We start from the raw sequence: 24,806 nt of genomic DNA, 5'->3' as shown, positions 1-24,806 counted from the left end.
TTACAATTTAGTGAATTAGTTAACTTTTAACTATTTTAACGGTAATTTAATGCACCTCGTCTATCGCATAATTTAAGTTTCTACTATAGTAAAGCGCTTTAATTGCTTTATAGTTGCGGATAACACATAATCTTTCTTAGATAGCCTTACTCTGTGAATATATTTTTTATCGATCAAATATAACTAAATTCATGAGTAAATTTTATTGACTTGTCTATCAGAACAAATTATAATTGGACTATACCAAATCGAGAGATTTACCATTTTGAAAGGGGAAATATACACGATGAAAGTTATCGTAGCAAAGAATAGCGATGTAGCAAGTAACAAAGCCTTCGACTTAATTAAAGACTCTATGAATAATGGTGCCAAAGTTCTTGGCCTTGCCACAGGTAGTACGCCAGTCCCATTGTACAAACTAATGGTTGAAAGTGATTTAGATTTCTCAAATATGACTTCAGTTAACCTTGATGAATACATTGGTTGTGGACCAGACAACGATCAAAGTTACCGTCATTTTATGCAAGTTAACTTATTCGATAAGAAACCATTTGCTAAGACTTACGTTCCAGATGGTCTAGCAACTGATGAAGCAGCTGAAACAAAGCGTTATGACAAGATCATTGAAGACAACCCTATCGACCTCCAAATCTTAGGTTTGGGTCGCAACGGACACATCGGATTCAACGAACCAGGCTCACCTTTTGATGCTGGTACTAGAAAAGTTCCTTTGACAGCTTCAACTATCGAAGCTAATGCACGTTTCTTCGACAACGAAGAAGATGTTCCTAAGTTTGCTTACTCAATGGGTATCGGATCGATCCTTAAGAGTAAAGAAATCGTATTGATGGCTTACGGTAAAGCTAAGGCCGAAGCTGTTAAGGCAATGATCGAAGCTCCTGCTTCAGTTGATTGCCCTGCTTCTGCATTACAAAACAAGGATAACGTTGTTATCCTACTTGACGAAGAAGCAGCTTCAGATCTAAGTGCTGATTCTATCAACGAAAGAATTTAATTTTTCGAAGTCTCTGCAATTTTGCAGAGGCTTTTTATTTTGCATTTTTAAGAAGCTAAAAAATCGATTTCAGCTTTTTTTAGAATGACCGATGCACTCTTCAATGTTTTACTTATCCACATACACAAAAAGAGAACTTGAAGTTTTTACGACTCCAAGTTCTCTTTTTTACTGATAATTTGCTGATCACAGTATTTTATTTGATCAATTTTTCGATGATCTTCTTACCACCGAAGAAGACGATTGCTCCGATGATCGATGTGACTAATAATAGTTTACCTAAGAATTTTAAGAATTTTTTCATGATGCCCTCCTATTTTTAACGGAACATTGTTTTGGCTGCTAAAGCCATTATTTTTGGATCTTTTTCGTAGTGATGCATTGGTGTTAATTCGCTCATTGGAATACCTAATAATTTGTAAACTGCTATTTGAGCTGCTCTGAATGAGTATTGTTCAGTGAAGACCATGTCGAATGGTTGTTCACAGAATTGACTAATGAAGGCCAAGTTCTTACTGTGCTTTGGTACGACATCTGGACGATCACCGACGGCTCTTTGATTGAACATGGCACTTGCGTATGGGATGTATACTGGAATGACATTTTCTACGCTGGCTACGATTTCATCATGGTAGTTAGCAATATTGTCTTTAGCTGGATCGACGGCTGCTAGTTGACCCAAGAACTCTTCGAGTACTTCTTCACCGGTCATTTCGATGACTGGTTTTTGAACGTAATCACCATTTCTTCTTGGATACATGAAGTAGCCCCAGCAGACAGTTTCATTTGGTTTTTGTGCATGGAAATGAGGTTGATGGTGCACTACTAATGACATCAATGGCGTACTGTTGATCCAAGTATTCAAAGCATTTCCTGGTTGTTGTTGGGTGATTCTAGTTACGTGATCTAATAGCAAGTGGCTGTTAGTTGTGATAGTGAAGCTGAACCATTCACTTTGAGTTCTATCACCGAAGAATTTATCTGGATGACCCAATGAGTAAAACTTCTCGCTAGCTTTTTTCCAGAGCATAGCACTTGGGGCATATTCCATATTTTCTTTAATCGGTGTATTGAAGTCACCAATGGATGAACTATCAGTGATCGAACCATTCGTATCAAAGACTAAGTCATTATCGTCGACCTTGATCTCGCCTTTTTTATTGTCGTTGTCGATTTCTTCATATTTGATACCAGTTACGATGATATCGTCTTGAAGTGGCGTGTCCTTGAATTCAAGATCCGTGATCTTACGATTGTTGATGAAGGTTACACCGCGGTCTTCCAAATATTTTCTCATTGGCAAGACGATACTTTCGAATTGGTTATAAGGTGATCTAGTAACACCTTCGAGTGTGTTGATCCGAGTAAATTCTAGGATCATCCGATTCATATAACGACGAAGTTCCATAACTGAACTAGCACGTTTGAAGGCAAAAGTCGTCTGCCACATATACCAGAAATTCGTCTTCCAAAAATGTGGTGAGCTAGCAAACCATTCGGCAATGCTAATATTATTCAATTTTTGCTCGTCTTTTTCAGGCATCAACATCAACTTCGACATCAAAGCCCGTTCTTTATTATTAAATTGCATGTGACGATAATTGTTAGGACCATCCTTAACACGCGGTCCATCAGAATCGATCAAACGACCAACATCGTGTGTAGGATGCGCATGATCAAAGTTCAAAATATCATCTGTTACTGTTTGACCAGGATGATCAAGTGACGGAACCGTCCGCAAAACATCCCAAAGGTTCTCGAAAGTCTCTTCATTAAGCATCCGACCACCTTTAGCCAAAAATCCTTTAGTGTTAGATAGTGCTTGATTACTATATTCATCTTGATAAGAAGCCACTGCTGCACCGTCATTAGCACCATGAGTTTCCAATCCCATCATAGTGATCTGGTCACCCTTAAAGCCACCATCACGGATCAAATAGATCCCAGCAGCCAAATTACCAACACCAGTACCGATCATATAAGCTTTACGTGTCAAAATAAAACACTCCCTTTCAAATACCTCTTTACAACTACAATATATTAGTAAAAAGACAAAATGTCAAGGTTTTCATAACTAATAATTTTAAAAAGTAAAATAAAACCATTATATTTTTTGATAAATGATATTTAAGATAATATCAAAAAAATGTCGCAAACACGGCGAATAAGATAATCGTCTTAATACACCCATCAAAAATAATCAATTAATTATTCATAAAGTGACAAAGAAGAACGTGTGACAATGAACATCAATGAAAGCATCATTAATACCATCTGAAACACAATAACAACCGATGATTTGCTCAAAAAAATAATTAACGAGATAGACACATCCCATCAAAATCGTAAGAGCGAAAAAAATAGATCAACCGATATAAGCAAAAAAAATTACCACTATAAAAATAAGTACCGTCCCCCCCACCAACAGAGATTTATGAACAAACCTAGGTCCTGGAGGGTGGAGGGAATTCGACCGTCAGCCGTGAAATTCCTTCTTAGCGTCGAAGGAGCTTAGAAGAAGGCTCGTATTGAAGATGTCCGGGCGAACTTCCCGGATAGCTTCAATCGACGCCCACGGCGTTCTGCGGTCGCAATTCCCGGAACCCTCCAGGACCGGCAATGAACCTCAACCCAAACTACAACATCAAAAAAAGACATATACCATAAAAATGATATATGCCTCATATAAATCTAAAAAACATTAATACTACTTAGTAAGTCTCAATACATCACGAACAATCATCAACTCTTCATCAGTAGGAACAACCAAAACAGTAACAGATGAATCATCAGCACTGATCTTGCGTAATCCCTTACCATTTTCATTAGCATCCTTATCGATCTTAACGCCCATGTAATTGAATTGGTCAACGATCAATTCACGGATCCAAGCATTAGCTTCACCCATACCAGCAGTGAATAGCATTACGTCACAGCCATTCATCAATGCCATGTATGAACCAACGTATTTAACGATACGGTTAATAAAGATATCGATTGCTAATTGTGAGCGTTTGTTTTCATCTTTAGTTGCGATGATGTCACGCATATCTGGTGATACACCAGAAATACCTAAGAGACCTGATTTTTCATTTAAAATGTCGATCATGTCTTGTGGATCTGATAGCTTAAGTTTCTTCATCAAGTATGAGAATAATGAAGGATCTAAGTCACCTGAACGAGTACTCATTGTAATACCTGCAAGTGGTGTGAAGCCCATTGAAGTATCAACTGATTTGCCACCATCGATAGCGTCGATAGAAGCACCACTACCAAGGTGCATTGAGATCATCTTGAGATCTTCGATTGGTTTGTTTAAGAATTTAGCAGCTTGTCCTGAAACGTAACGATGTGAAGTTCCGTGAGCACCGAACTTTCTCACGCCATATTTTTCGTAGTATTCGTAAGGAATACTATATAAGTAGTTTACAGGATCCATTGTTTGATGGAATGATGTATCAAATACTGCTACTTGAGGAACGTCTGGCAAGATGTCTTGGAATGCCTCGATACCATAAGCTTGACCTGGATTGTGCAGTGGAGCAAATTCAGCAAGGTCCTTGATTTGTTGAAGAACTTCATCAGTAACTACAGCTGAGTCTTTGAAGATGTTACCACCGGCAACAACACGGTGACCCACACCAGTAATTTCTGAATAATCTTTGATGATACCTAACTTGATCAAAGTTTTCAACATCTTTGTAACAGCAGTCTTGTGATCAGGAATGTCCCCTACTTCACTAGTCTTTTCACCATTGTATTTAACTTTAAAAATTGAATCTGACAAACCTAGACGGTCTACCATACCTGAAGCAATAACATTTTCTTCAGGAATTGAATACAATTTCCATTTTAAAGTTGAACTTCCTGAATTTACTGCAATAATCTTAGCCATTTTTATACCTATCCTTTAAAGTTATTTTTTGCCCAATCTTGTACTTGGTTTCTGAATCCTTCAAATTCCTTCACATTTGCTGTCTCAGGGATCGTTCCCATTAATACATTAGTAGCTTGTTGAGCATTGCCACCATGTTTTTGGAGAACTACGATTGCTTTTTGAGCTTCTTTTGAAGCAAAAAGATTCGATGGTAGATCGAGAACAGCTTGAAGGTACACATTTGAAACCATCCACTCTGACAGCTTTTTGGCTTGGTCAGTTTGGAAAATTGCTGACGGAACGATAAACATCCCGATACCGCCGTCATTCAAATTGTTCATTGTTTGTTCGATCAAGAGGTGGTGAGCGTATGAATGTCCCTCATCAGATTTGGTCTTAAACTTAGCTGCATTATCATCGATCGGATAATAGCCAACTGGTAGGTCAGCGATTGCCAAGTCGATGTCAGTAACATCCCACTCGGCGATCCCATCTTGATGATATGCGTCCAAATTCAAATTCATTACTTCGGAAAATGCCTTAGCTAAACCTACTAAAGCCTCATCGTTATCGATCCCCGCAGCATTGATCTCAAAATCACCAGCCAATTTTAATTGTTCGATGAATTCGATCAACAAATTACCAGTTCCGATCGTTGGGTCGATCAAGTTAACGGTGTGCTTGTTCAGTGCATTAAAGACTTCAAAAGCAATCAAACTAGCTATTAAACCGATCGTATCGGGAGTCATTAATTTGTTGACTTCGACTTTATCCTGGCGTTGTGCCTGAATAATGTTGACCGTGATAGCTTGTTTCATTTGAACTTGTGTGAGCCTGATCTGTTTGAGTTGTGAATAAATATCCTCAAGTTGCTTCACAGTCTCAGGATCAGGTGCCCCGTTTTCAACATATACTTTACCATCAGCAAGGTTCGTCAATGTCTCAGCCAAAGAATCAGTGAAACTAGTGCTCAATGACTTTTGAAGTAATGTTGAAGCTTGGTTCAATAAATCGTAATAATTCTGCATTTCATTTTCTTCTGCCATTAAAAAACCTCTTTGCACATGATATTAAAATTTTAACGTTGATTTTCACTTAATTCAAGCGTTTTCAGATTCCAAAAATTTTATTTCCCGTCGTTGCGACAATTCATTCAAGATTGCTTGCCGATATCGTTGATCAAGGAGGAGGTATTGTCCTTGGCTGGTGGAAAATTTTTGGGAGGAAGCGGTAATGATCATGATCGATATCGAAAAAATAACTAAAACATTTAAAAAAATTGTGCCTGACTTAGGTTTCAAATTTAACATGACTGAAAAACATCTCCGTTTCTGTGCCATTCTTGAGGGTGATCGTTAATAGCAAACTGTTCCGTATTCGCTTAGGTTCAAATTTTTTAACATTAGATATGATTGGTTCGAATCCACCATTGATAGATTCATTTAGTATTCCATTCGATAGCCGCAAAGAAGCTTGAAATTGTGTTCCATCTTTATTAGTACCAGAAATCTTTAATCGATTATCCAGAGATGCTAATTCTTTCCCGTCAAATAGCTCTTCCAGTCGGTCTTTGACGATGTGAGTTTGGATGTTGGAATAACTTTCTAAATTCATAACTTTATGGGATAGGATAGTAATTTGTTGCAAGATCAAGATCGTCAAAACGGTGACAAACAAAGCTAAAACAGCTTCACTCAGCAAAAAGCCGCCTTTCTTAGCGCCAGGTAACTTGGTATGTCTTACCAGCATCGCCAATGACCTTGACTGAATTTTTGTCTGCAATAGTTTGGTACGTGTGATTGCTAAAGGTTGTTTTCGTGGGTGCTGAGTCATCTCTCAATCGCTCCCAGATCAGTTTGTGGGCCGTTACTCGAGTTTCTAATTGTTTAAGTTGTTGGTATTGGACAAAAACAGTCAGCGTTAAAGTGGAAATAATCAAAACGGCCAACCACAAAGCAGTCATCGATTCGATCAAAAGAAATCCCTTACGGATTTTTTGCAATTAAAACACCCCAGTTCATTTGGACAGTGTAAAAATATTGTGTTTTGCCATTGTTAGCCTCAAAGCAAATAGTTTGTGGGCCTGTAGTTCCATTGTTATTAATATTTAAAGTTTCATGGAATTTAGCTTTTAATGTTCTAGGTAATAACAAAACATCTCGTTTACTACCGATCGTAAAATTAATTTTTCTGTCATCGAAGCTAATCTCACCCGCGACTTTCTTTAAATATGTAGTTGTTAATGCCTGATTCCACTTTGCTTCAAATTGCTTTAAAGCTACTTTTTCTTCAGTTTGACGTTGATAATCTTTGATTTGGTACGCGCCAATAGATATCAAAGCTGAAAAAATTAATAACGCTAGTATTGCTTCGACTAAGCTGAAACCTAATTTACGGGGTGGTATTTGATGACTTTGCAGTGTCTTTTCCTCGTTTAACATTACCGTCTTTATACAGATAAAGACCCAATTCAGTAATCTTCTTTTTTTGATTGTCATTAAGACCAGGCAATTCTTTCAAGTCAGTCTTCCATTTTAAAATCTCTTCTTTTTTGTATTTTGATTCATCTTTCATATTGACTTGTGATTGAATTGTTTCAACAACTGCCTCATTAGCAGTTTCTTGGGCATCTGTTTTTCGCTGTGCCAGCTGAGGCACGATCAACAATAGCAACATCGAAATGATCAGCATGACAACCACCATTTCAATCAAAGTAAATCCTTTGCGTTTTTTTAACATTTAATTCATTCCCTTCATCATCGAATATACCGGCAATAAGATCATCAAGTACGCAATCAAGATGAAGACTGCAATCAACCCAAATAGAGCTGGTTGGACAAGATTGATCAGCTTTTTTATTGCCGTTTGTGTTGCTTGGTATTTTAATTCTGAGAGCAGTAATAAGTCGCTGCCTACTTCCGCACCGCCATTTCCGATGTTGAAGATCATGTTTAATTCATTCGGCAGCAATGGCTCTTGTTGGATGACTTCTTGTAGTGAATCGCCTGATTTGAGACATCCTAGTAATTTGTTCGCGATGACGTTTTGGATCGAGCCATCAACGAAATTTTGATTGTTCAAACAAATCTTTTGCAGATCCAGTCCTTGAGAAAATTGCATCCCCAGACCTTGCAAGATCGTGAACTGATAAAAATTCAAGTAGCTGGTCTTTAACAGTGGGAGCTTGATCAAAATTTGCGCTCGTTGGTATTCATTTTGCCTTCGTAAATACCAGACGAACCCTGCACCAGTGATGATCAAAAGTACCGCTATGATCGTGAGGCCGTGGATAAAAAGATCAAGTGAGGAATTAGTGGTATTGCTTTGGATCTGGGGCAAGATGTAAACTTTCATCCCCACGACCATCACGCTTAAAAAGCCGATGATAAACGCTGGATAGGCTAGTATTTCTTTGAGTTTGGCTTGTTGTTGGGCTTTTTGCTTCAGTATGTGACCACATTGTTCGACTGTTTGCTGGAGACCACCGTTCATTTGTGAAATCACCAATTGATTTTGAACGACTAACGGCAGCTGTAAATGTTTCATTGACGTTGATAACATGTAGCCTTCTTCTAAGTCTGAATAAATTTTTTGATAGATCTGATTGTCCTGGTCTAAAAATTTTAAACAACGCATTGCTTGATTCAAGGAGAAGCCATTTTTCATAAGCTTACTGATCAAGAGTAAATAGTCGGCTTGAAAACGGCTCGTTACCCGGTTACCCAGCGACAAATTCATCGTAAATTTCATTAGTAATGATCCTCTTTTGTAGAGCGCTATTCAGCAAGCTTTGCCACTTACGGTCACGTTGGTCGTTCGCTTGGAAACGCTCGATCTGTTGGTTATTTAAAAAATCAGCAAAAATCTCTAGCTTGTTATTCGTTGGGATCAGTCGTTGATACGAAATCAAGTTGACGGCGTTGTTGATCTCAAAACTAGAAACGCCTAATTGTTTCAGACGCTGGATAACGGAATACTTCGACTTCCCATGAATCGTAGTGAAGACTGTATAGCCACACAAGGCCGCTTGAACGGCTTGTTGAGCTGTCTGCTGGTCTCTTACTTCACCGATGATCAAAAGCTCAGGACGATGCCTTAAACTGGTTTTGATCAACTCTTCATAGGTCATCCCTGCTTCGACATTAACTTGCAACTGTAAAAAGCTTTCTTCGGCGATCTCGATCGGGTCTTCGATACACATCACTTTCTTGTTGCGACCAACGATCCGAGCAAGGTTGTACATCAACGAAGTCTTTCCTGAACCCATAGGACCGGAGAAAATCATCATCCCTTTCAATCGTGCATAAGGAAGCAAATAATTTAGTAAATCGACATCATTATCGGAAACAGTTTCTTGGGGGTAGATCAAACGAATAACTAACGATTCACGATTTAAAAAATCACCGACGGACGAGATCCGCACGTGAATCTGATTGTTTTGAAAAGTGTAACTAAACGAGCCCTTTTGAGCTCTACGACGTTCCGAAATGTCGAGTCCTCCGTTGAACTTCAAATAGTTCATCAAAGAAAAGGTCTCATCGTAATTCATCTCGGCGACCGTGTAAGTCGTCAGGCTATTCTTAGCCTCAATCACGTAAGTATCTTTCTTCGGTAAAAAGTAAATATCAGAAATACGATTAGTACATGCTTCTGTCAACAAATTATTGACCATAGTTTCTGCTGTCATGTTTCACCTCCTTCTCTAAAAAATTACGCAAAAAAAATAGACCCAAACTTTTCAGTTTGAATCTATTTTTAAAAAATTTATTCGTCGTCGTCATCAGCAGCTGCTGTATAAACTTCTGACACATCATCGTCGTCTTCAAGTTGATCGATCATGTGTTGGAATTGTTCTTGTTTATCCTCTGGTACAGGAGTTGTATTTTGAGGAATCATAGTTAATTCAGCATCGGCTAATTCGTAACCTTTTTCCTTTAAACCGTCACGTACTGCAGCGAATTCTTTGGCATCTGTATAAATTTCAAATGCATCGTCTGAAGTTTGTAGGTCATCAGCACCAAGATCCATGATATCAAGTAATACTTGGTCTTCGTCTTGAGTGTTCTTTGAACGATCCAAAACAATGTAACCTTTACGATCAAACATGTAAGCAACAGAACCAGTTGAACCTAAGCTACCACCATTACGAGTGAAAGCTACACGAACTGATGATGCAGTTCTGTTCTTGTTATCTGTTAATGCTTCAACTAAGACTGCAACTCCACCTGGAGCGTAGCCTTCATATGTTACTTCGTCGTAGTGTTCTTCTGAACCACCTTCGGCTTTGTCCAAGGCACGCTTGATGTTGTCCTTAGGCATGTTAGCTGCACGAGCTTTATCTACGATTAAACGAAGAGCAGCATTACTGTCCGGATCGGCACCACCCGATTTTGCTGCCATGTATAATTCACGTGATATTTTTTGGAAAATTTTTCCACGTTTAGCATCTTGGGCGCTCTTACGTCCCTGGATGTTATGCCATTTTGAGTGTCCTGACATTTCTGCTTCCTTCTTTCATTTTTATTAGTAAACCGCCTAATATATTATCAAATATAGCGTGTTATATCAATACTCCATCGAGAAAGGATGCAACTTTTTTTGACGTTTTTTCAGTAAATAAACGATCAAAACTGTTAGCAAAATTGCGACCAATGCACCGACACTATCGAGGATGACATCTTCGACCATCGGTGAGCGTCCCCCAGTCAAACCTTGATGGAATTCATCAAAGGCTGCCAGGCCTGTAGCTGACATCCAAGGAATAAAGATTTTTAAAAAGCTGTTGTGCTTAAAATACGTGTATAAAGCTAAACATAAAAACAATCCTAGGATGAAATAAGTCCCAAAATGAGCCGTCTTTCGGATGAGAAATTCGACAAAATTGATGTAGCCGTCATTTTTAACTGATTGATATTTACTACCATATTGGAAACCAAACGAATTCAAAAAGTCATAAAATGGGCGATTGTTTTCACCTAGGTGACGTTGCAAAAATGGTACGGATGTCTGTTGCTTATAAGTCATTGATGAACTAATAAATAAAACTAGTTCAACTAAAGCAACCAATAACCAATACCATTTTTCCCGTTGCTTAAGCTTATTATTCATTTGGATCCTCCAGATTGATAGAATTGTTCAACTCCTCTGCTTCACCAAAGTAATGTGAACGGTATGAGCTGCGAACGGCCCAATAATAAACAAAGATCGAAACGACCAAGATAATGACGAAATCGAGTGGATACTTGATCAAGCCCAGTCCACCAAAGTCGGTCCCGCCGATCCAAGAGATCAGCGACAAGAATAGCAATTGGAAGATCATCCACAAACTAGACTTGATCTTTTGTTTCATATTGTGGAACCCTTGACGCCTATCGAAAACAATATATATCGGTAAACCAATGATAACGATGGCAATGACTTCGATAGTAGTTGGGAACATGGTCCAGTAAATGGCTAAACTAGTTAATGCAAAAGCTGCTGGTGCAAAAAACTTCATCCCCTTGATCTTCGTAGGACGTTTAAAATCGGGAGCCAGTCTCCGCAAACTTCCAGCGACTACTGGTCCTGTCAATAGTGAGATCAGCATCGTGGCTGAAACTACTCGAGAAAGGATGGTCCAATTCTTGAATAGTAAGATCATGATGAAACTTACCACGAAGTTCACTATTAAAGCTACCCGTGGTGAATCGTATTTATTATCCGTATTGGCCAATAATTTCGGCATATGCTGATTTTTTGGCATCGATGCGAGTGACTGACTTACTTGCTGAAGCTGAAAAAGCCATACCACTACCAAATGGCGAAATAAAGGCCGTAAAGTAGATCAAAGTTGAGAGCCAATAAATATTCAGCAAAATTGCCAAATCAGAAAATGGCGAATTGAAGTCTAATGCTCCCCACCCTTTGGATATGATCGAACTAGGAAGCGAACCAATAAATACGATCTGCAGACTAATGTAGATCAAAGCACTGACAACTAGCGAAATCACGATACCGCGGCGAATATTGACCGACGGCTTTTTAATATCGTTACCTAAATTAATAACTGTTTGAAAAGCAACATAAGAGAAAATAACTCCGGCACTACTAATGGCCAAGAAAATCGATGATGAGCCATTAGGCATGAATGTCGAAAAACTAGTACCCAAATTACTAAAATTAAAATGGGCTGAAACTAAGGCGATCATAGTGATGATCGGTACAAAAATCTTAAAAACAGAAATAGCATTATTGAACTTAGCCATCAAGGCGACTGACCAATAATTAATAATCGTAAAGAGTATCAGCATGATCGTGGTAGCAACAATTCCCCAGCCAGACAACTGATCTCCATTCATCAAAGAGTGAGTCCAATTAGCCCATTCCCAAGGCCAGGAACTCATGTATTGAACTGAAGCAACTGACTCGATTGGCAAGATAGCCAACAAAGCCAGCCAGTTAGCCCAAGATGAAACGTGTCCCAAAAGAGAACCATGAGTATACATAGCAAAGCGACTCATCGCTCCATCTTCCGGAAACATGGTCCCGATCTCGACATAAACAGTGGCAATAATGAAAACCAAAATAGCCCCAATGATCCACGCCAAAATAGCAGCGGGACCAGCCACACGAGCAGCCTGACTAGAACCAAACATCCAACCAGAGCCAATAATAGCGCTCAGGCCAAACATAACAGTGGAAAATAATCCTAATTTTTTCTTCAAAATAACTTCCTTCATCCCTAGTGCATAGCAAGCACTAATTTCGTAAACACCTTAATTATAATGAAATGTGAAAAGAATATCTAATTTACCATTAAAAAAATGAATTAAAAATCCGATGAAAGGCTTTGTAAATATCATGACAACGTATACACCGGAATCGGATTATTTTTCACAAGCATTCATTTTAAAAGGGTAAAAACTCTTCATTAAGGTAAACAAGTAATAAAGTACGTAAAATCGTAACAAATCAAAAAATAAGAATCAACACTTGAAAACTCATATAATCTAAAAATAAATTGGATAAATAGCTGGAAAGTGCTTGAAATTACTTTATGACGATTATACATAAAATTTTGAAAAAAATTGGGATTGAGTTGGTTGTTTTTGTTGAGGTTCACTGCCGACTCCGGGACCCGGGGATACAGACGCTGGCTTCCATAGTTGTTCGGTGGCGTAGCCACCACCAAGAACCAGTTGCGCAAGTGCGTATGCACTTACGTTCCATTATTTAGCTGCTGAGGGCTGTATCCCCGGGCCCCTCCGTCTAGATTGTTTATAATCTTCCTCTCTGTGGGGTGGGGACCGAGTTTTATAGTATAAGTTGGCCGTTTTTGCTCTTCCTGGTTTTTTTGGTCTATCTCAGTTTCTATGATTGTTGGTAAAGTCAAAACCTAAAGAGCACGCAATCACCAACATTTCACCAAGTAAAACGCTACTGTCTGCTAAAAACTCTCTCACCTCTAGGAACCCCCTGATTTACCAAAATAAAAAAGGCCCCTAGCTTTTTGCTAGAAACCAATTAATTAAAACTATTCAACTGTAACACTCTTAGCCAAGTTACGAGGCTTGTCAACGTCATTGCCACGTTCAAGAGCTGCATAATAAGCAATCAATTGAGCGGGAACTACACTGACGATTGGTGAGATTTTCTCATCAATTACTGGCAATACTACTTGGTCGCCTTCTTCGGCGTACTTCTTATTAGAAATAACTAGAACGTGTCCTCCACGGGCTTCTACTTCTTGAATGTTACCACGTGTATGAGCAGCACCGATTCCATCGTTGACATATGCGAAGACAGGGACGCCATCTTCGATCAGTGAAATAGTTCCATGCTTCAACTCACCTGCGGCAAATCCTTCGGCATGAATGTATGAAATTTCTTTAAGCTTCAATGATGCTTCTAGTGAAAGTGCATAATCGATTCCACGACCGATGTAGAATGCGTCACGTTGACCATCTAGGTAGTCATGTGCGATTTTCTTGAACCGGTCTTTTTCATCAACAATTGTTTGGATGGCATTTGCGGCCAAAGCCAATTGTTCTTTCAAGTTGAAGTCTGAAGCTAGTTTGATTCCCTTGTATTCTCCGACAGCTTTAGCAAGTACTGATTCAACTGCGATTTGGGCTGTATATGCCTTTGTTGAAGCAACGGCAATTTCTGGTCCAGCTAATAATTCCATTGTGTAGGTAGCTTCACGTGAAAGTGTTGAGTTAGGTACGTTAGTCATAGTTAAACTATGGTGACCTAATTCATTTACCTTAACTAGTACTTGTCTACTATCAGCAGTTTCACCACTTTGTGACAAGAAGATGAAGAATGGTTTCTTTGAAAGTTTTGGCATATGGTAACCAAATTCACTAGCTAATTCAACGTCAACGGGGACATCGCATAAGTCTTCAAAAATATTTTTTCCAACTAGTCCTGCATGGTAACTAGTACCAGCAGCAACGATGTATAGACGATCAGCTGCAGCAACGTCTTCCAACATCTTTTCATCGATCTTGATCTTATTACCATCAATGTAGTGTTGCGAGATCTTTCTCATAACAGCTGGTTGTTCGTCGATTTCTTTAAGCATGTAATGTGAGTAAGTTCCCTTAGAAATATCAGAAGCATCAAGATCAACTGTGTATGAATCTCTCTTTACAGGTGTTCCATCAAGCTTGCTGATCTCAACGCTGTCCTTCTTCAAAAGAACGATTTCGCCATCATGGATCTCAACAAATTCATGAGTACTTTCAAGCATAGCCATAGCATCAGAACAAATGACATTGAAACCGTCACAAAGACCGATCAAAAGTGGACTCTTGTTCTTAGCAACATAAACACAGTCAGGGTTTTCCCTATCAACAAGAGCAAAGGCATATGAACCTTCGATCAGAGAAACAGCCTTTCTAAATGCTTTTTCAGTATCCATATTTTCTTTAGTAGCAAAATAGTCAACTAATTGAACAGCAACTTCTGTATCAGTTTGACTAACAAACTTAAAGTCGCTCAAGTATTTTGCCTTAAGTTCAGCATAGTTAGTAATAACACCATTGTGAACTAAGTAAAAACGATCATCTTGTGAAAAATGAGGATGAGCATTTTCGATAGTTGGTTGACCATGAGTAGCCCAACGAGTATGGCCGATACCAATATCGCCCTTAACCTCAGGACCAACTTTCTTTTCAAGTGAACTGATCTTTCCAACTTCTTTTACAAGGTAGTCTTGACCTTTTTCATTATTTACATAAACGCCGGCTGAATCATAGCCACGATATTCAAGTTTTTCTAATCCATTTAATAAAATTTCAGTTGCATTTTCATTACCTACAACTCCAACAATTCCGCACATAGTATGGTTCTCCTAAACTGGTATGGTCTATTCATAAGCATTGGTATAGTTATATAAAGGTGCCAATAATTATTTTGAACAACTTATACTCTACTAATCCAGTGGGCTTATGTCAATAATTTTTAATTTTTTGTTAAAAAAACACCCAAAATGGTACATATGGTATGGACCGGTATACCAATTGGACTAACCATTACAAATAATTAAATAAAAGTCATAAACAAAAACCAAGCAACGACTAAAGAAGAAAGATCAGTTTACACATATTTTTCAAGCAGGTTTGAAAAATGAGCTAAAACAAAAAAAATATATAACAAATCATATTAAGTTAATTAAGAATCTAGAAAGTCTACCTATAACAAAATAGCCATCGATGACAACGAAAAAAATCAATCAACAAGATCAGTACATAGTAAAAAAACTCGTAAGACTTAATAGAGCCAGGAACCACACACAAATCAAAACAATCCACCACTATAAAACTAAGTACTGTACCCCCCCACAAAAAGTGAAGTTTGCAACACCCTAGGTTCTGGGGGGATGGAGGAAAATCGCTGTCAGCTGTGAAATTCCACTTAGCGGTTTACCGCTTAGTGGAAGGCCCAGCTGTGAGATGTCCGGGTGAACTTCCCGGATAGCTCAGAGTGGTGCCCACAGCGTTCCACAGCGCATTTTCCGGAATCCCCCCAGAACCGACAGTGAACCTCCAGCCAAAATACATCCTCAAAGAAATTTCAAAACAAAAAAGCCGACATCAGCAAAAAGCTAACATCGACCAAATAAAACCTAAGCGCCCATATCCTTCTTAACAACATCGGCAATTCTCTCAGTATACTCATTAACCTTATCCTCAGTAGCAGCCTCGCACATAACACGAAGAAGTGCCTCAGTACCACTAGGACGAACAAGCACACGACCATCGCCATTCATTTCTTCTTCAACGACCTTGATAGCGTCCAAAATATCTGTATGTTCTTTCCAGTTATTTTTATCAGTTACAGGAACATTGATCAAACGTTGTGGATAGATCTTAACTGGCTCTGCTAACTCTTTCAAGCTCTTACCAGTTTCCTTCATAACATGTAACAAGTGGATCCCTGTCAACATACCGTCACCAGTGTTCATGTATTCAAACAAGACTACGTGTCCTGATTGTTCGCCACCGATGTTGTAGTTGTTTTCACGGATCTGTTCAACTACGTGACGGTCACCTACGGCTGTTTGAACGTATTGCATATCATTAGCTTCGATAGCTTTGTACAAGCCCATGTTGGACATAACAGTCGTTACGATCGTATCTTTTTTCAGACGACCGCCATCATGCATGTACTTACCTAAAATGAACATGATCTTGTCACCATCAACGATATTTCCATCCTCGTCAACCGCAATACAACGATCCCCATCACCATCAAAAGCCAGGCCGGCAATTGCATCAGAATCTTTAACTTTTTGAGCCAATTGTTCTGGATGCGTTGAGCCAACATGATCATTAATATTGATCCCGTCGGGATGTGAAGCCATGATGTCGAAATCGGCATTTAAGTCAGCAAACAAAGTGCTGGCCAAACGGCTAGTTGAACCATTAGCTGTATCTAAGACGATATTCATCCCACTAAGATCATCTGAAACAGTTTGTTTCAAGAATTGTAAGTACTTTTGAGCACCTTCTGGATAATCGGAAACTGAGCCTAAGCCTTCTGCTGAAGGTCTTGGCAATGTATCTTCTTTAGCATCGAGTAGTTCTTCGATCTCGTCTTCAACGTCATCGGGTAGTTTGTAACCATCTGATCCAAAAAATTTGATCCCGTTATCTGAAGCTGGGTTGTGTGATGCTGAGATCATAATTCCCGCGTCAGCAGAAACGGCTCTAACTAAATAGGCGACAGCAGGTGTTGTGACTACGTTTAAGTTTAAAACTTCGATCCCAACTGAAAGCAATCCCGAGATCAAACTGTCTAATAACATTTGTCCAGAAATTCTCGTATCGCGAGCAACTAATACTCGTGGACGACTATTTTCATTTTGTGAATGTTGAGTTAATACATAACCACCAGCACGACCCAATTTAAAAGCTAATTCAGGTTTTAATTCTTTATTGGCTATACCTCGAACGCCATCTGTTCCAAAATACTTTGTCATAAATATCCTACCCCCAACGTTTAATCTTTTGCGTTGTTTTCATTATTGTCATTATTGTTTGAAGTATTACCATTTGAATTGGTATTACTATTAGTACTGTTATCAGTACTTGTAGAACTATTGTTGTTATTACTGTTGTTCGAATTCGTTGAATTAGTGTATCCACCACCACTCGTGCCGCTGTTGGCATGAACGGTGATCGCCACCATGATCGAATCAGGATCTGAAGAAGTGATCTGTCCTTTCAAGACGTTAGCGATGTTGATGCTCTTCTTGGTAGTGTTCGTAACGTCAGAAATATCAACTGGGATATCGATCGAATCGTCGATATCATCCAACTGTTTCTCACTTCCGTAAACAGTTATCGACTTAACATCAGAATCAAGAGAGAAACTCAACCCTGTTGTTGAACTCCCTTGTTGGGTAAAATTTATGGATACCTTCTTACTTGGTAAGTTGATCGGTATCTTAACGTGGACCGTTTGTGGATCCATCGTAACATTCAACGTCTTACCCTTCTTGTCTAATGCTTGAACTAATACTTCTTGATCAAAGGTCGTTTTGATGCCCTTTGGCAAGATCGGTTTAACGATCAATTTGTCGATCTTCTTAATATCAGAAGCAGCACCAGTTACTCGAACAGATTCTGGAGAAACTTGTGGTTTACTTGCTGAATATCCTGAAGCTAAAGAATTCTTATTATATTGTACATTTATTGGAAACGATTTAGATAATCGTTTTTGAATATTAACAGTTACATATTTTGGCTTGATCGTATAAGTTAACTCAGAATTCAAGCCTGTTTGTTGGATCCTAACTTTGTGTTTTCCTGGTAAGTACTTACGCAAGTTAAGATAAGCGGAGAAGTTTTGCGTATTCTTCGTAGCTGTAACTAAAGCCGTTGGCCCTTCGATCGTCACCTTAACTGACTGTGGATAACCGGTGATGTAGTAGTCGTCAGTATTAGCTTGAACCTGGAGCGGAACCGTCATTGTGGCTTTAGTGTTCACCGTAGCGGACATTGATTGATTAGAATCACGTGTTGAACCAACGCCAGGAGTGCTCACGGAGAAAAATAACCAGAGGGCTCCACAAAGGGAAATAAATGCATAAAAATAATTACTATTAATTATCTTCTTCATCATTTTGGTTTCCTCCCTTCTTACGACGGATCCTGAAGATGTCAGTGATCGAACGGTTTTCGTTCTTGCCATCTTCAGATAGTTGCGCATGAAGATATTTCAAATAATCTTCCCGAGAAAGGTCGAGCATCATGTGACCATTTCTAGTTATCATGACGCCACCTGTCTCTTCAGAAACGACAATGGTGATCGAATCAGTAACTTCACTAATTCCGACGGCAGCACGATGACGCGTTCCTAATTCCTTAGGGATCGTATTACTCTCGGAAAGTGGTAAGTAAGCAGCAGCTACTGAAATCCGGTTCTTTCGAATGATCACCGCACCATCGTGGAGCGGCGTATTCGGTATGAAAATATTGATCAAAAGCGCTCCCGTCACTTCAGCATCAAGATCAATACCAGTTTCGACATATTCTTCCAAACCAGTATTCATCTCTAAAGTGATCAGCGCCCCGATCCGACGCTTACTCATGTATTGAATGGCTTGATCTAAACTCTCGATCAAATGATTCTTAGTCTTACCTTCTTCATTACTTCGCGAACTGAAAAATGGCATCCGCCCTAAATGCTCCAAACCACGTCTGATCTCGGGCTGGAAAATAACTACGATAATAATTACTCCCCAGTTGATCAACTGGTCCATTAAAAATGAAACAGTGTGGAGATTTAAAGCCCAACTAATAATTTTGATCAAAAATATAACAACGATCCCTTTTAGTAATTGAACCGCCTTAGTACCACGGATCATCGATAGGACCTTGTATAAAACGTACCAAACAACAATGATATCGGCTAAATTAGCAAGGTTTTGCAATGTAAAAATATTGCTAGGTGTTAAATTCATGTTTTTTACCCCTCTTAGCTCGAAATCAATTATAGCAAATAATTAATATTATAAAAGCCCATTTATCGGCTTTTACTACTGGATATCGTAATTGATAACCTCTTCACTGTAATTGATATTCTTTCTGAGTGTATTTGCTGTAGCCCGACTGATCCGTCCTTGTTCTAACAAATCAAGGACGAAAGCTCTTTGGAAACTCAAGGCATTAACTTCGAGATTGACCTTATCGATGTTAAACTGTTCGGAGTGATTTCTCCGTCTTCCTTGTAAGAGCTCCAGTCGTTCTTCGTAATGACGTTGGAACAAGTAAAGCAAGTTGTCATAAGCAATTTCACTATCAGTTTCTTCAAGCTCACGGAGTTTTTCCAATGCCCGACGAGATCCTGCAATCGAGATCTTGATTGCCTCACGGTTGTATTGAACGACTTCCTCACGCTTAGTAAATGGTACGTGAATCACTTTGCTGATCTCTTTAACAGTTCTCCGGAAATAACCAAGGAAAAATTCGATAGTCTGGTTGTAATGATGTTTAACTAGACCACGTTTGTATTTCTCGATCCGTTTAACTGAAGTTTGGTAAGCTTCCTCAGAAATATCTTTACTAGCATAAAGTTCCTCGATAGCTTCTAGCTCACAGTTCAAACAAATGTCCCAAAGTTCAGCATCCTTTTTACCCTTGACCCGTTTCTTACTGATCGGATTAGGTCCATCGGATTGTAATTGAATATTGTGCAAATTAAAAACATACTCGGCAATGACTGTCGTATAAACGGGGTCACGGCCATTTTTATTTTCTTCACGTAATTTGTTAATAGTCTTTTCGATAACTACTCGGTTAGCTTGTTCAGCTGACAAAGTATTAGTTTCTGTTGAAACGACTTCAGTTCCATCGGAACTATCGTCAACATCAACATCGTCATCCGTGTTGATAGCATTACCACGATAAGTGATCGGTGCAGTATTTTTCGTGATCAATGGGATCAAGATCGTAGCTCCGATCAAACTGTAAATGATCACGGCACTGGCGATAAAGAGCAATAAAGTTCTAGCTGGGAAAGCTGCACCACTATTAGTTACGAATGGTAGCGACAAAATAGCTACCATCGTAACGGCCCCTCTAACGCCAGAAATACCAGACATCAAACAGTAGTAAAATCTAGCTTTTGAAAAAAGATTGAAGTCGGTCCGATCTGACCGTTCGAAAAATGTTGAGTAAAAATAACTCCACAAGAAACGAATAACCGTAAGCATGACCCAAATGATGAAGGCAAATCCTAGTGCCTTGATGGTGTTCATGCTTTGGTTGTGGATCAGCTCTTCCATTGCAAATGGGATCTCAATACCTAACAACACGAAGACGAATCCGTTTAGGAGATAAACTAGCATGTCCCAAGTTCTGGAAGTGACCAAACGGATCTCTGGACTGAATGCACCACCGGTCCGATTGGATGAAATATTCAAGATACCAGCAATTACGACCGCGACAACTCCAGAAACGTGGAAGACATCTTCTGCGATGTAATAAATTATGAATGGGATCAAGATTTGAATAATGGCGTGCAAGATCGAGTCGTCCACACCTTGATTGATCAAGTAGAGACGGACACCATTGAAAATCCAGATCATAATGGCACCTACTAAAGCACCAATGATAGCAATATAGAAAAAGTCAATCGTCGCATTAGCTAGCGAGAATGCTCCCGTAACTGTTGCCGCAACGGCATATTTAAAACAGATCAAACCAGATGCATCATTGATCAAACTCTCACCACTGATCAAGTGCATCAATTTATCCGGTAGTTTAGCTTTTTTGGCGATCGATTGAACGGCGATCGGGTCAGTTGGTGAAAGTACGGCTACCAAAGTAAAGGCAGTAGCCCAAGGTAAACTTGGCATTAAAAACTTCACCAACGCCCCACCAACAACGGTCGAGACGATAACTAAGACGATGGCGTTTCCCATGATCGGTCCCTTTAATTTCCAAAGTTCTCGTTTAGGGAACCTGTTCCCATCGTTGAACAAGATCGGTGCAATGAAGACGAGTAAAAACCATTCTGTATTGACCGAGATCTTCACGTTGAGTGTTAAAGCGGCGATAACTCCAGCCACGATCTGGATCAAACTGGCTGGAATAGAAACAAAATAGTGGCTAATGATATTGGCCACTATTAATAATGAAATGATCAGAATTATTGTTTCAACTATTAGCACTGACTTCACCAGCCTTGTCTTCTCCGATGATCCTAACCTCCGTCTTGAGGTCGATATCGAATTTTTCTTTAATAGTCTTTTGGATCAGATGGATCAAGTTCATATAGTCAGTAGCAGTGGCATGATCGATATTGACGATAAAGCCAGCGTGTTTCTTAGAAACTTGCGCCCCGCCAACAATCTTACCTTGAAGTCCTGCTTCGATGATCAGAGGACCTGTATAGTGCCCCTCAGGACGTTTAAAGACGCTTCCGCATGAAGGATACTCAAGCGGTTGTTTCGAACGTCTTCGTTCGTTTAAATCGTCCATTTTAGCTTGGATAGCAGCTTTATCTCCCGGCTTCAAAGCAAAAATCGCACTAATAACGATGGCCCCATTTTCTTGGATCACACTGTGACGATAGTCCCAAGCCATTTCATCGTGGTTGAATGTAACGATTTTGCCATCAGGCATCAAAACTTCGGTCGATTCAAAGACATCGCGGACTTCGCCACCATAAGCCCCAGCATTCATGAAGACAGCTCCACCGACACTTCCTGGGATACCTGCCGCAAACTCTAAGCCGGATAGTCCCGCTTTTTGGGCAGCAATGGTAGTATCAATAATAGTTGCCCCAGCTTCAGCGAAAACTTTGTTGCCGTCAACTTTGATCTGATTAAAGTTTGGCAAGATTATCACAACGCCTCGGATGCCTCCATCTTTAATAATTAGGTTGCTAGCATTTCCGATTACGGTGATTTTAACATCATTTTCACGAGCAGTATTTACGATATCAACTAATTCTTGACGAGTCTTGGGAAAAGCTAATGTATCAGCATTTCCGCCAGTTTTGGTAAAGGTATATTTACTTAAAGGTTCATTAATTTTGAATTCAATGTTAGGTAATTTATCAATTGGAAATTTCACTTTTTTATCATTCCTTAGTGTACATAGACTACTTTCAATTTTATCATATACTGTAAGACATAACGAATAATCACACATAAGGAATCGTATTATTCCTAAGGAGGATATTTATGAAACTTGTATCTTGGAACGTAAACGGATTGCGCGCCGTTGTAAAACACGACTTTAAAAATATTTTTGATGAGATCGATGCGGATGTTTTTTGTATTCAAGAAACTAAGCTTCAAGAAGGTCAGATCGACTTAGATCTACCTGGTTATCATCAATACTTCAATTATGCCGAAAGAAAAGGTTATTCAGGGACTGCTATTTTTACTAAAGAAGAACCTTTGAACGTTACACTCGGACTCGACGATGAGGAATTCAATCACGAAGGACGGACCATCACCCTTGAATTTCCAAAATTTTATTTGATCACAAGTTACACACCAAATTCACAACAAAAACTCAAGCGACTCGATTTTCGGATGGGATACGATGACGTTTTAAGAAAATACATGCAAAAATTAGCAAAAGGCAAGCCGGTCGTCTTGTGTGGTGACTTAAATGTGGCTCACAATGAGATCGATTTGAAAAATGACAAGACTAATCATCATAATCCTGGCTTTTCTGACGAAGAAAGAGCAAAATTTAGTGAACTATTGGATTCTGGTTTTACCGACAGTTTCCGCTACCTTCATCCCGATGAAGTGAAGTATTCTTGGTGGAGCTATCGTTTTAATGCCAGACAAAACAATGCTGGCTGGCGTATTGACTACTTTGTCGTTTCAAATAACGGTAAGGACATGATCAACAAGGCTGATATTTTGACCGACGTTTACGGTTCAGACCACTGCCCAGTCGAGCTGGAATTAAATTTGGAAGGTGAATAATTAATGAATTTTGTTTCGATGGACTTTGAAACGGCTAACGGACACCGGACCAGTGCTTGTTCACTTGCCCTAGTCTTGGTCAGAGAAAGTAAGATCGTTGATAGTTTTTACACTCTGATCAATCCCCAAGAAAACTTTAGCCCACGTAATATCCAAATCCATAACATTAGACCTAATGACGTCAAAGATGCTCCAACCTTCGACCAAGTTTGGCCCCACATCGAGACGCTGTTTGACAGCTCTCATTTAGTCGCTGCTCACAATGCTAGTTTTGATAACAGCGTCTTAAAAAGCACTTTGAGTAACTACGGGATCTATCCACCAAAATTTTTGACGATCGATACCGTTAAAACTAGTCGCAAGTTTTACCCCGAATTACCTAACCACAAACTCGATACCGTTTCTCGCGGTTTAGACATCAACTTAGCTCATCACCACAATGCTTTAGCCGATTCGATTGCCTGTGCCGAGATCTTGATCAAGACCGAGCAACAATTTGGCATCGAGCAAATAAAAAAGATGGTTAAGTTAACTAACTAAACCATCTTTTCCATTATTAATGTTTTTGCTTTTTTAGACCTAGTTGTAAATCCATGTTTTTCATATAAATGGATCGCAGCTGGGTTTTTTTGATAGACTTCCAAATTTACTTTGGAAATCGGACTTTCTTTAGCAAATGCAAGAATGTCTTCCATTAAATATGAACCGACTCCTTGATTCCACAAAGCTTTTTCAACGACGATACCTAATTCAGAGGTATATTCGTCAACTTGTTCTAAACGAGTAAAACCAATGATGTCATCACCCAAAATGGCGATCATCAATTCATCTTGTGGTGAATTGTAGATCTGGTCTAAGGAATTCATCTCGTCAGAAACGGACAAATTGTCCAAAGACTCGTGTTCGATAAAAGTACTTTCATGACTAGCTCGTTTTAAAAAGTCGATCAGCTTGGCAGCATCATCAGGGATCGCTTCACGGATTACTAGTTCTTCACTCATACGATCGCTCCAAAATCTCTAGTTTCATATTTCTTGCCGTAGAGTTTAACGACGATATCCCGGTCATCCTCGTTGTGACGCTTAATATTGACCGAAATGTGATCTTCGGGGACTTCATCTTTGATGAACTGAGGCCACTCGACAACGGTCACTCCACTGCCGTGGAAATATTCATCAAATCCTAAGTCCTCATCCATATTATTTTCTAGACGATAAGCGTCCATGTGGTAAAGTGGCATTTTGCCGTCTTGATACTCACGGATCAATGTGAAAGTCGGACTTTTGACATTTTTACTGATCCCTAAACCACGAGCCAAACCACGGGTAAACGTGGTCTTGCCCACACCGAGGTCGCCATTTAATAAAATAACATCCCCTGGTTTGACCAGTTTCGCAAAATTTTGTCCGAAAGTTTCGGTGTCTTGATACGAATGAGTTTGTAAACTATATTCCTGCATTTTTCTCCTCAAT

24 protein-coding genes are annotated in these 24,806 nt (G+C 39.3%); 3 read left to right on the top strand and 21 right to left on the bottom strand.

From position 1 onward, the window contains the following. Positions 1–286 precede the first annotated feature (286 nt). Positions 287–1,015 (top strand): glucosamine-6-phosphate deaminase, encoded by a 729-nt coding sequence (locus tag EKM69_RS01505; protein ID WP_125707408.1) that lies wholly within the window; start codon positions 287–289, stop codon positions 1,013–1,015. A 319-nt stretch (positions 1,016–1,334) separates the two neighbouring features. On the opposite strand, the gene EKM69_RS01500 is transcribed toward EKM69_RS01505, so the two are convergent. The 19 genes from EKM69_RS01500 to murB all read right to left on the bottom strand — a co-directional run bounded on the left by EKM69_RS01500 (position 1,335) and on the right by murB (position 22,462). Continuing rightward, the gene (locus EKM69_RS01500; RefSeq protein WP_125707406.1) at positions 1,335–3,011 is read right to left on the bottom strand and encodes an oleate hydratase; all 1,677 of its coding nucleotides are present in this window, start codon (positions 3,009–3,011) and stop codon (positions 1,335–1,337) included. A 711-nt stretch (positions 3,012–3,722) separates the two neighbouring features. Continuing rightward, positions 3,723–4,910, bottom strand: a complete 1,188-nt coding sequence (locus EKM69_RS01495) for an acetate/propionate family kinase (protein ID WP_125707404.1) — start codon at positions 4,908–4,910, stop codon at positions 3,723–3,725. Positions 4,911–4,918: 8 nt separating this feature from the next. Next, positions 4,919–5,938: a class I SAM-dependent methyltransferase gene (locus EKM69_RS01490; protein ID WP_125707402.1), complete on the bottom strand. Its 1,020-nt coding sequence runs from the start codon at positions 5,936–5,938 to the stop codon at positions 4,919–4,921. Positions 5,939–6,182: 244 nt separating this feature from the next. Further along, a complete protein-coding gene (locus tag EKM69_RS01485) occupies positions 6,183–6,641 on the bottom strand; it encodes a hypothetical protein (RefSeq protein WP_125707400.1) in 459 nt (152 codons plus the stop codon). Continuing rightward, entirely contained in the window at positions 6,607–6,894 is a 288-nt protein-coding gene (locus EKM69_RS01480; protein WP_125707398.1) for a hypothetical protein, read from the bottom strand. The genes EKM69_RS01485 and EKM69_RS01480 overlap by 35 nt, the downstream gene beginning before the upstream one ends. Next, positions 6,878–7,333, bottom strand: a complete 456-nt coding sequence (locus EKM69_RS01475; RefSeq protein ID WP_125707396.1) for a type II secretion system GspH family protein — start codon at positions 7,331–7,333, stop codon at positions 6,878–6,880. Before EKM69_RS01475 ends, EKM69_RS01480 begins: the two co-directional genes overlap by 17 nt. Then, positions 7,284–7,631 (bottom strand): prepilin-type N-terminal cleavage/methylation domain-containing protein, encoded by a 348-nt coding sequence (locus EKM69_RS01470; protein WP_125707394.1) that lies wholly within the window; start codon positions 7,629–7,631, stop codon positions 7,284–7,286. Before EKM69_RS01470 ends, EKM69_RS01475 begins: the two co-directional genes overlap by 50 nt. Beyond that, a complete protein-coding gene (locus EKM69_RS01465) occupies positions 7,632–8,642 on the bottom strand; it encodes a type II secretion system F family protein (protein WP_125707392.1) in 1,011 nt (336 codons plus the stop codon). Beyond that, on the bottom strand, positions 8,611–9,579 hold the full coding sequence (comGA, locus tag EKM69_RS01460) for a competence type IV pilus ATPase ComGA (protein ID WP_125707390.1): 969 nt from the start codon (positions 9,577–9,579) through the stop codon (positions 8,611–8,613). Before comGA ends, EKM69_RS01465 begins: the two co-directional genes overlap by 32 nt. A 77-nt stretch (positions 9,580–9,656) precedes the next feature. After that, positions 9,657–10,391 (bottom strand): YebC/PmpR family DNA-binding transcriptional regulator, encoded by a 735-nt coding sequence (locus EKM69_RS01455; RefSeq protein WP_125707388.1) that lies wholly within the window; start codon positions 10,389–10,391, stop codon positions 9,657–9,659. A gap of 66 nt (positions 10,392–10,457) precedes the next feature. Then, positions 10,458–11,000 carry a VanZ family protein gene (locus EKM69_RS01450; RefSeq protein WP_125707386.1) on the bottom strand — a complete coding sequence of 181 codons (543 nt, stop codon included), beginning with the start codon at positions 10,998–11,000 and terminating at the stop codon, positions 10,458–10,460. Continuing rightward, complete coding sequence (locus EKM69_RS12445; RefSeq protein WP_225423802.1) at positions 10,993–11,616, bottom strand: APC family permease; 624 nt, start codon at positions 11,614–11,616, stop codon at positions 10,993–10,995. The genes EKM69_RS01450 and EKM69_RS12445 overlap by 8 nt, the downstream gene beginning before the upstream one ends. Continuing rightward, positions 11,588–12,610, bottom strand: coding sequence for an APC family permease (locus tag EKM69_RS12440; protein ID WP_225423801.1), 1,023 nt, complete (start codon positions 12,608–12,610; stop codon positions 11,588–11,590). The genes EKM69_RS12445 and EKM69_RS12440 overlap by 29 nt, the downstream gene beginning before the upstream one ends. A gap of 794 nt (positions 12,611–13,404) precedes the next feature. Continuing rightward, positions 13,405–15,216, bottom strand: coding sequence for a glutamine--fructose-6-phosphate transaminase (isomerizing) (gene glmS, locus EKM69_RS01440; protein ID WP_125707384.1), 1,812 nt, complete (start codon positions 15,214–15,216; stop codon positions 13,405–13,407). A gap of 786 nt (positions 15,217–16,002) precedes the next feature. After that, positions 16,003–17,358 (bottom strand): phosphoglucosamine mutase, encoded by a 1,356-nt coding sequence (glmM, locus tag EKM69_RS01435; protein ID WP_125707382.1) that lies wholly within the window; start codon positions 17,356–17,358, stop codon positions 16,003–16,005. 20 nt (positions 17,359–17,378) lie between these two features. After that, a complete protein-coding gene (locus tag EKM69_RS01430) occupies positions 17,379–18,503 on the bottom strand; it encodes a CdaR family protein (RefSeq protein ID WP_125707380.1) in 1,125 nt (374 codons plus the stop codon). Beyond that, positions 18,484–19,344, bottom strand: a complete 861-nt coding sequence (gene cdaA, locus EKM69_RS01425; protein WP_125707378.1) for a diadenylate cyclase CdaA — start codon at positions 19,342–19,344, stop codon at positions 18,484–18,486. The genes EKM69_RS01430 and cdaA overlap by 20 nt, the downstream gene beginning before the upstream one ends. Before the next feature lie 75 nt (positions 19,345–19,419). After that, positions 19,420–21,555 (bottom strand): cation:proton antiporter, encoded by a 2,136-nt coding sequence (locus EKM69_RS01420; protein WP_125707376.1) that lies wholly within the window; start codon positions 21,553–21,555, stop codon positions 19,420–19,422. Next, the gene (gene murB / locus EKM69_RS01415; RefSeq protein ID WP_225423800.1) at positions 21,542–22,462 is read right to left on the bottom strand and encodes a UDP-N-acetylmuramate dehydrogenase; all 921 of its coding nucleotides are present in this window, start codon (positions 22,460–22,462) and stop codon (positions 21,542–21,544) included. Before murB ends, EKM69_RS01420 begins: the two co-directional genes overlap by 14 nt. Positions 22,463–22,572: 110 nt before the next feature. Between murB and EKM69_RS01410 the strand changes: the two genes are divergently transcribed. After that, positions 22,573–23,334, top strand: coding sequence for an exodeoxyribonuclease III (locus EKM69_RS01410; protein WP_125707372.1), 762 nt, complete (start codon positions 22,573–22,575; stop codon positions 23,332–23,334). A gap of 3 nt (positions 23,335–23,337) precedes the next feature. Then, positions 23,338–23,874: a 3'-5' exonuclease gene (locus EKM69_RS01405; RefSeq protein ID WP_125707370.1), complete on the top strand. Its 537-nt coding sequence runs from the start codon at positions 23,338–23,340 to the stop codon at positions 23,872–23,874. Here the strand turns inward: EKM69_RS01405 and EKM69_RS01400 are convergent. Then, entirely contained in the window at positions 23,871–24,335 is a 465-nt protein-coding gene (locus tag EKM69_RS01400) for a GNAT family N-acetyltransferase (RefSeq protein ID WP_125707368.1), read from the bottom strand. The two genes, EKM69_RS01405 and EKM69_RS01400, sit on opposite strands and share 4 nt — an antisense overlap. Then, on the bottom strand, positions 24,332–24,793 hold the full coding sequence (gene tsaE / locus EKM69_RS01395) for a tRNA (adenosine(37)-N6)-threonylcarbamoyltransferase complex ATPase subunit type 1 TsaE (protein ID WP_125707366.1): 462 nt from the start codon (positions 24,791–24,793) through the stop codon (positions 24,332–24,334). Before tsaE ends, EKM69_RS01400 begins: the two co-directional genes overlap by 4 nt. Between the last annotated feature and the right edge of the window lie 13 nt (positions 24,794–24,806).

The sequence above is a fragment of the Companilactobacillus zhongbaensis genome (assembly GCF_003946515.1).
GTDB lineage: Bacteria > Bacillota > Bacilli > Lactobacillales > Lactobacillaceae > Companilactobacillus > Companilactobacillus zhongbaensis.
The sequence above is the reverse complement of the archived record's forward strand: the minus strand, read 5'-3'. Positions and strand labels throughout refer to the sequence as shown.

Coding starts and splice junctions, on each gene's coding strand:
- glmS (WP_125707384.1), bottom strand. CDS start 15,216: ATGTGCGGAATTGTTGGAGTTGTAGGTAATGAAAATGCAACTGAAATT.
- EKM69_RS01495 (WP_125707404.1), bottom strand. CDS start 4,910: ATGGCTAAGATTATTGCAGTAAATTCAGGAAGTTCAACTTTAAAATGG.
- glmM (WP_125707382.1), bottom strand. CDS start 17,358: ATGACAAAGTATTTTGGAACAGATGGCGTTCGAGGTATAGCCAATAAA.
- EKM69_RS12440 (WP_225423801.1), bottom strand. CDS start 12,610: ATGAAGGAAGTTATTTTGAAGAAAAAATTAGGATTATTTTCCACTGTT.
- EKM69_RS01505 (WP_125707408.1), top strand. CDS start 287: ATGAAAGTTATCGTAGCAAAGAATAGCGATGTAGCAAGTAACAAAGCC.
- EKM69_RS01475 (WP_125707396.1), bottom strand. CDS start 7,333: ATGTTAAACGAGGAAAAGACACTGCAAAGTCATCAAATACCACCCCGT.
- EKM69_RS01485 (WP_125707400.1), bottom strand. CDS start 6,641: ATGCTGGTAAGACATACCAAGTTACCTGGCGCTAAGAAAGGCGGCTTT.
- EKM69_RS01450 (WP_125707386.1), bottom strand. CDS start 11,000: ATGAATAATAAGCTTAAGCAACGGGAAAAATGGTATTGGTTATTGGTT.
- comGA (WP_125707390.1), bottom strand. CDS start 9,579: ATGACAGCAGAAACTATGGTCAATAATTTGTTGACAGAAGCATGTACT.
- EKM69_RS01400 (WP_125707368.1), bottom strand. CDS start 24,335: ATGAGTGAAGAACTAGTAATCCGTGAAGCGATCCCTGATGATGCTGCC.
- EKM69_RS01490 (WP_125707402.1), bottom strand. CDS start 5,938: ATGGCAGAAGAAAATGAAATGCAGAATTATTACGATTTATTGAACCAA.
- EKM69_RS01465 (WP_125707392.1), bottom strand. CDS start 8,642: ATGAAATTTACGATGAATTTGTCGCTGGGTAACCGGGTAACGAGCCGT.
- EKM69_RS01410 (WP_125707372.1), top strand. CDS start 22,573: ATGAAACTTGTATCTTGGAACGTAAACGGATTGCGCGCCGTTGTAAAA.
- EKM69_RS01470 (WP_125707394.1), bottom strand. CDS start 7,631: ATGTTAAAAAAACGCAAAGGATTTACTTTGATTGAAATGGTGGTTGTC.
- EKM69_RS12445 (WP_225423802.1), bottom strand. CDS start 11,616: ATGCCGAAATTATTGGCCAATACGGATAATAAATACGATTCACCACGG.
- EKM69_RS01405 (WP_125707370.1), top strand. CDS start 23,338: ATGAATTTTGTTTCGATGGACTTTGAAACGGCTAACGGACACCGGACC.
- EKM69_RS01455 (WP_125707388.1), bottom strand. CDS start 10,391: ATGTCAGGACACTCAAAATGGCATAACATCCAGGGACGTAAGAGCGCC.
- cdaA (WP_125707378.1), bottom strand. CDS start 19,344: ATGAATTTAACACCTAGCAATATTTTTACATTGCAAAACCTTGCTAAT.
- tsaE (WP_125707366.1), bottom strand. CDS start 24,793: ATGCAGGAATATAGTTTACAAACTCATTCGTATCAAGACACCGAAACT.
- EKM69_RS01430 (WP_125707380.1), bottom strand. CDS start 18,503: ATGATGAAGAAGATAATTAATAGTAATTATTTTTATGCATTTATTTCC.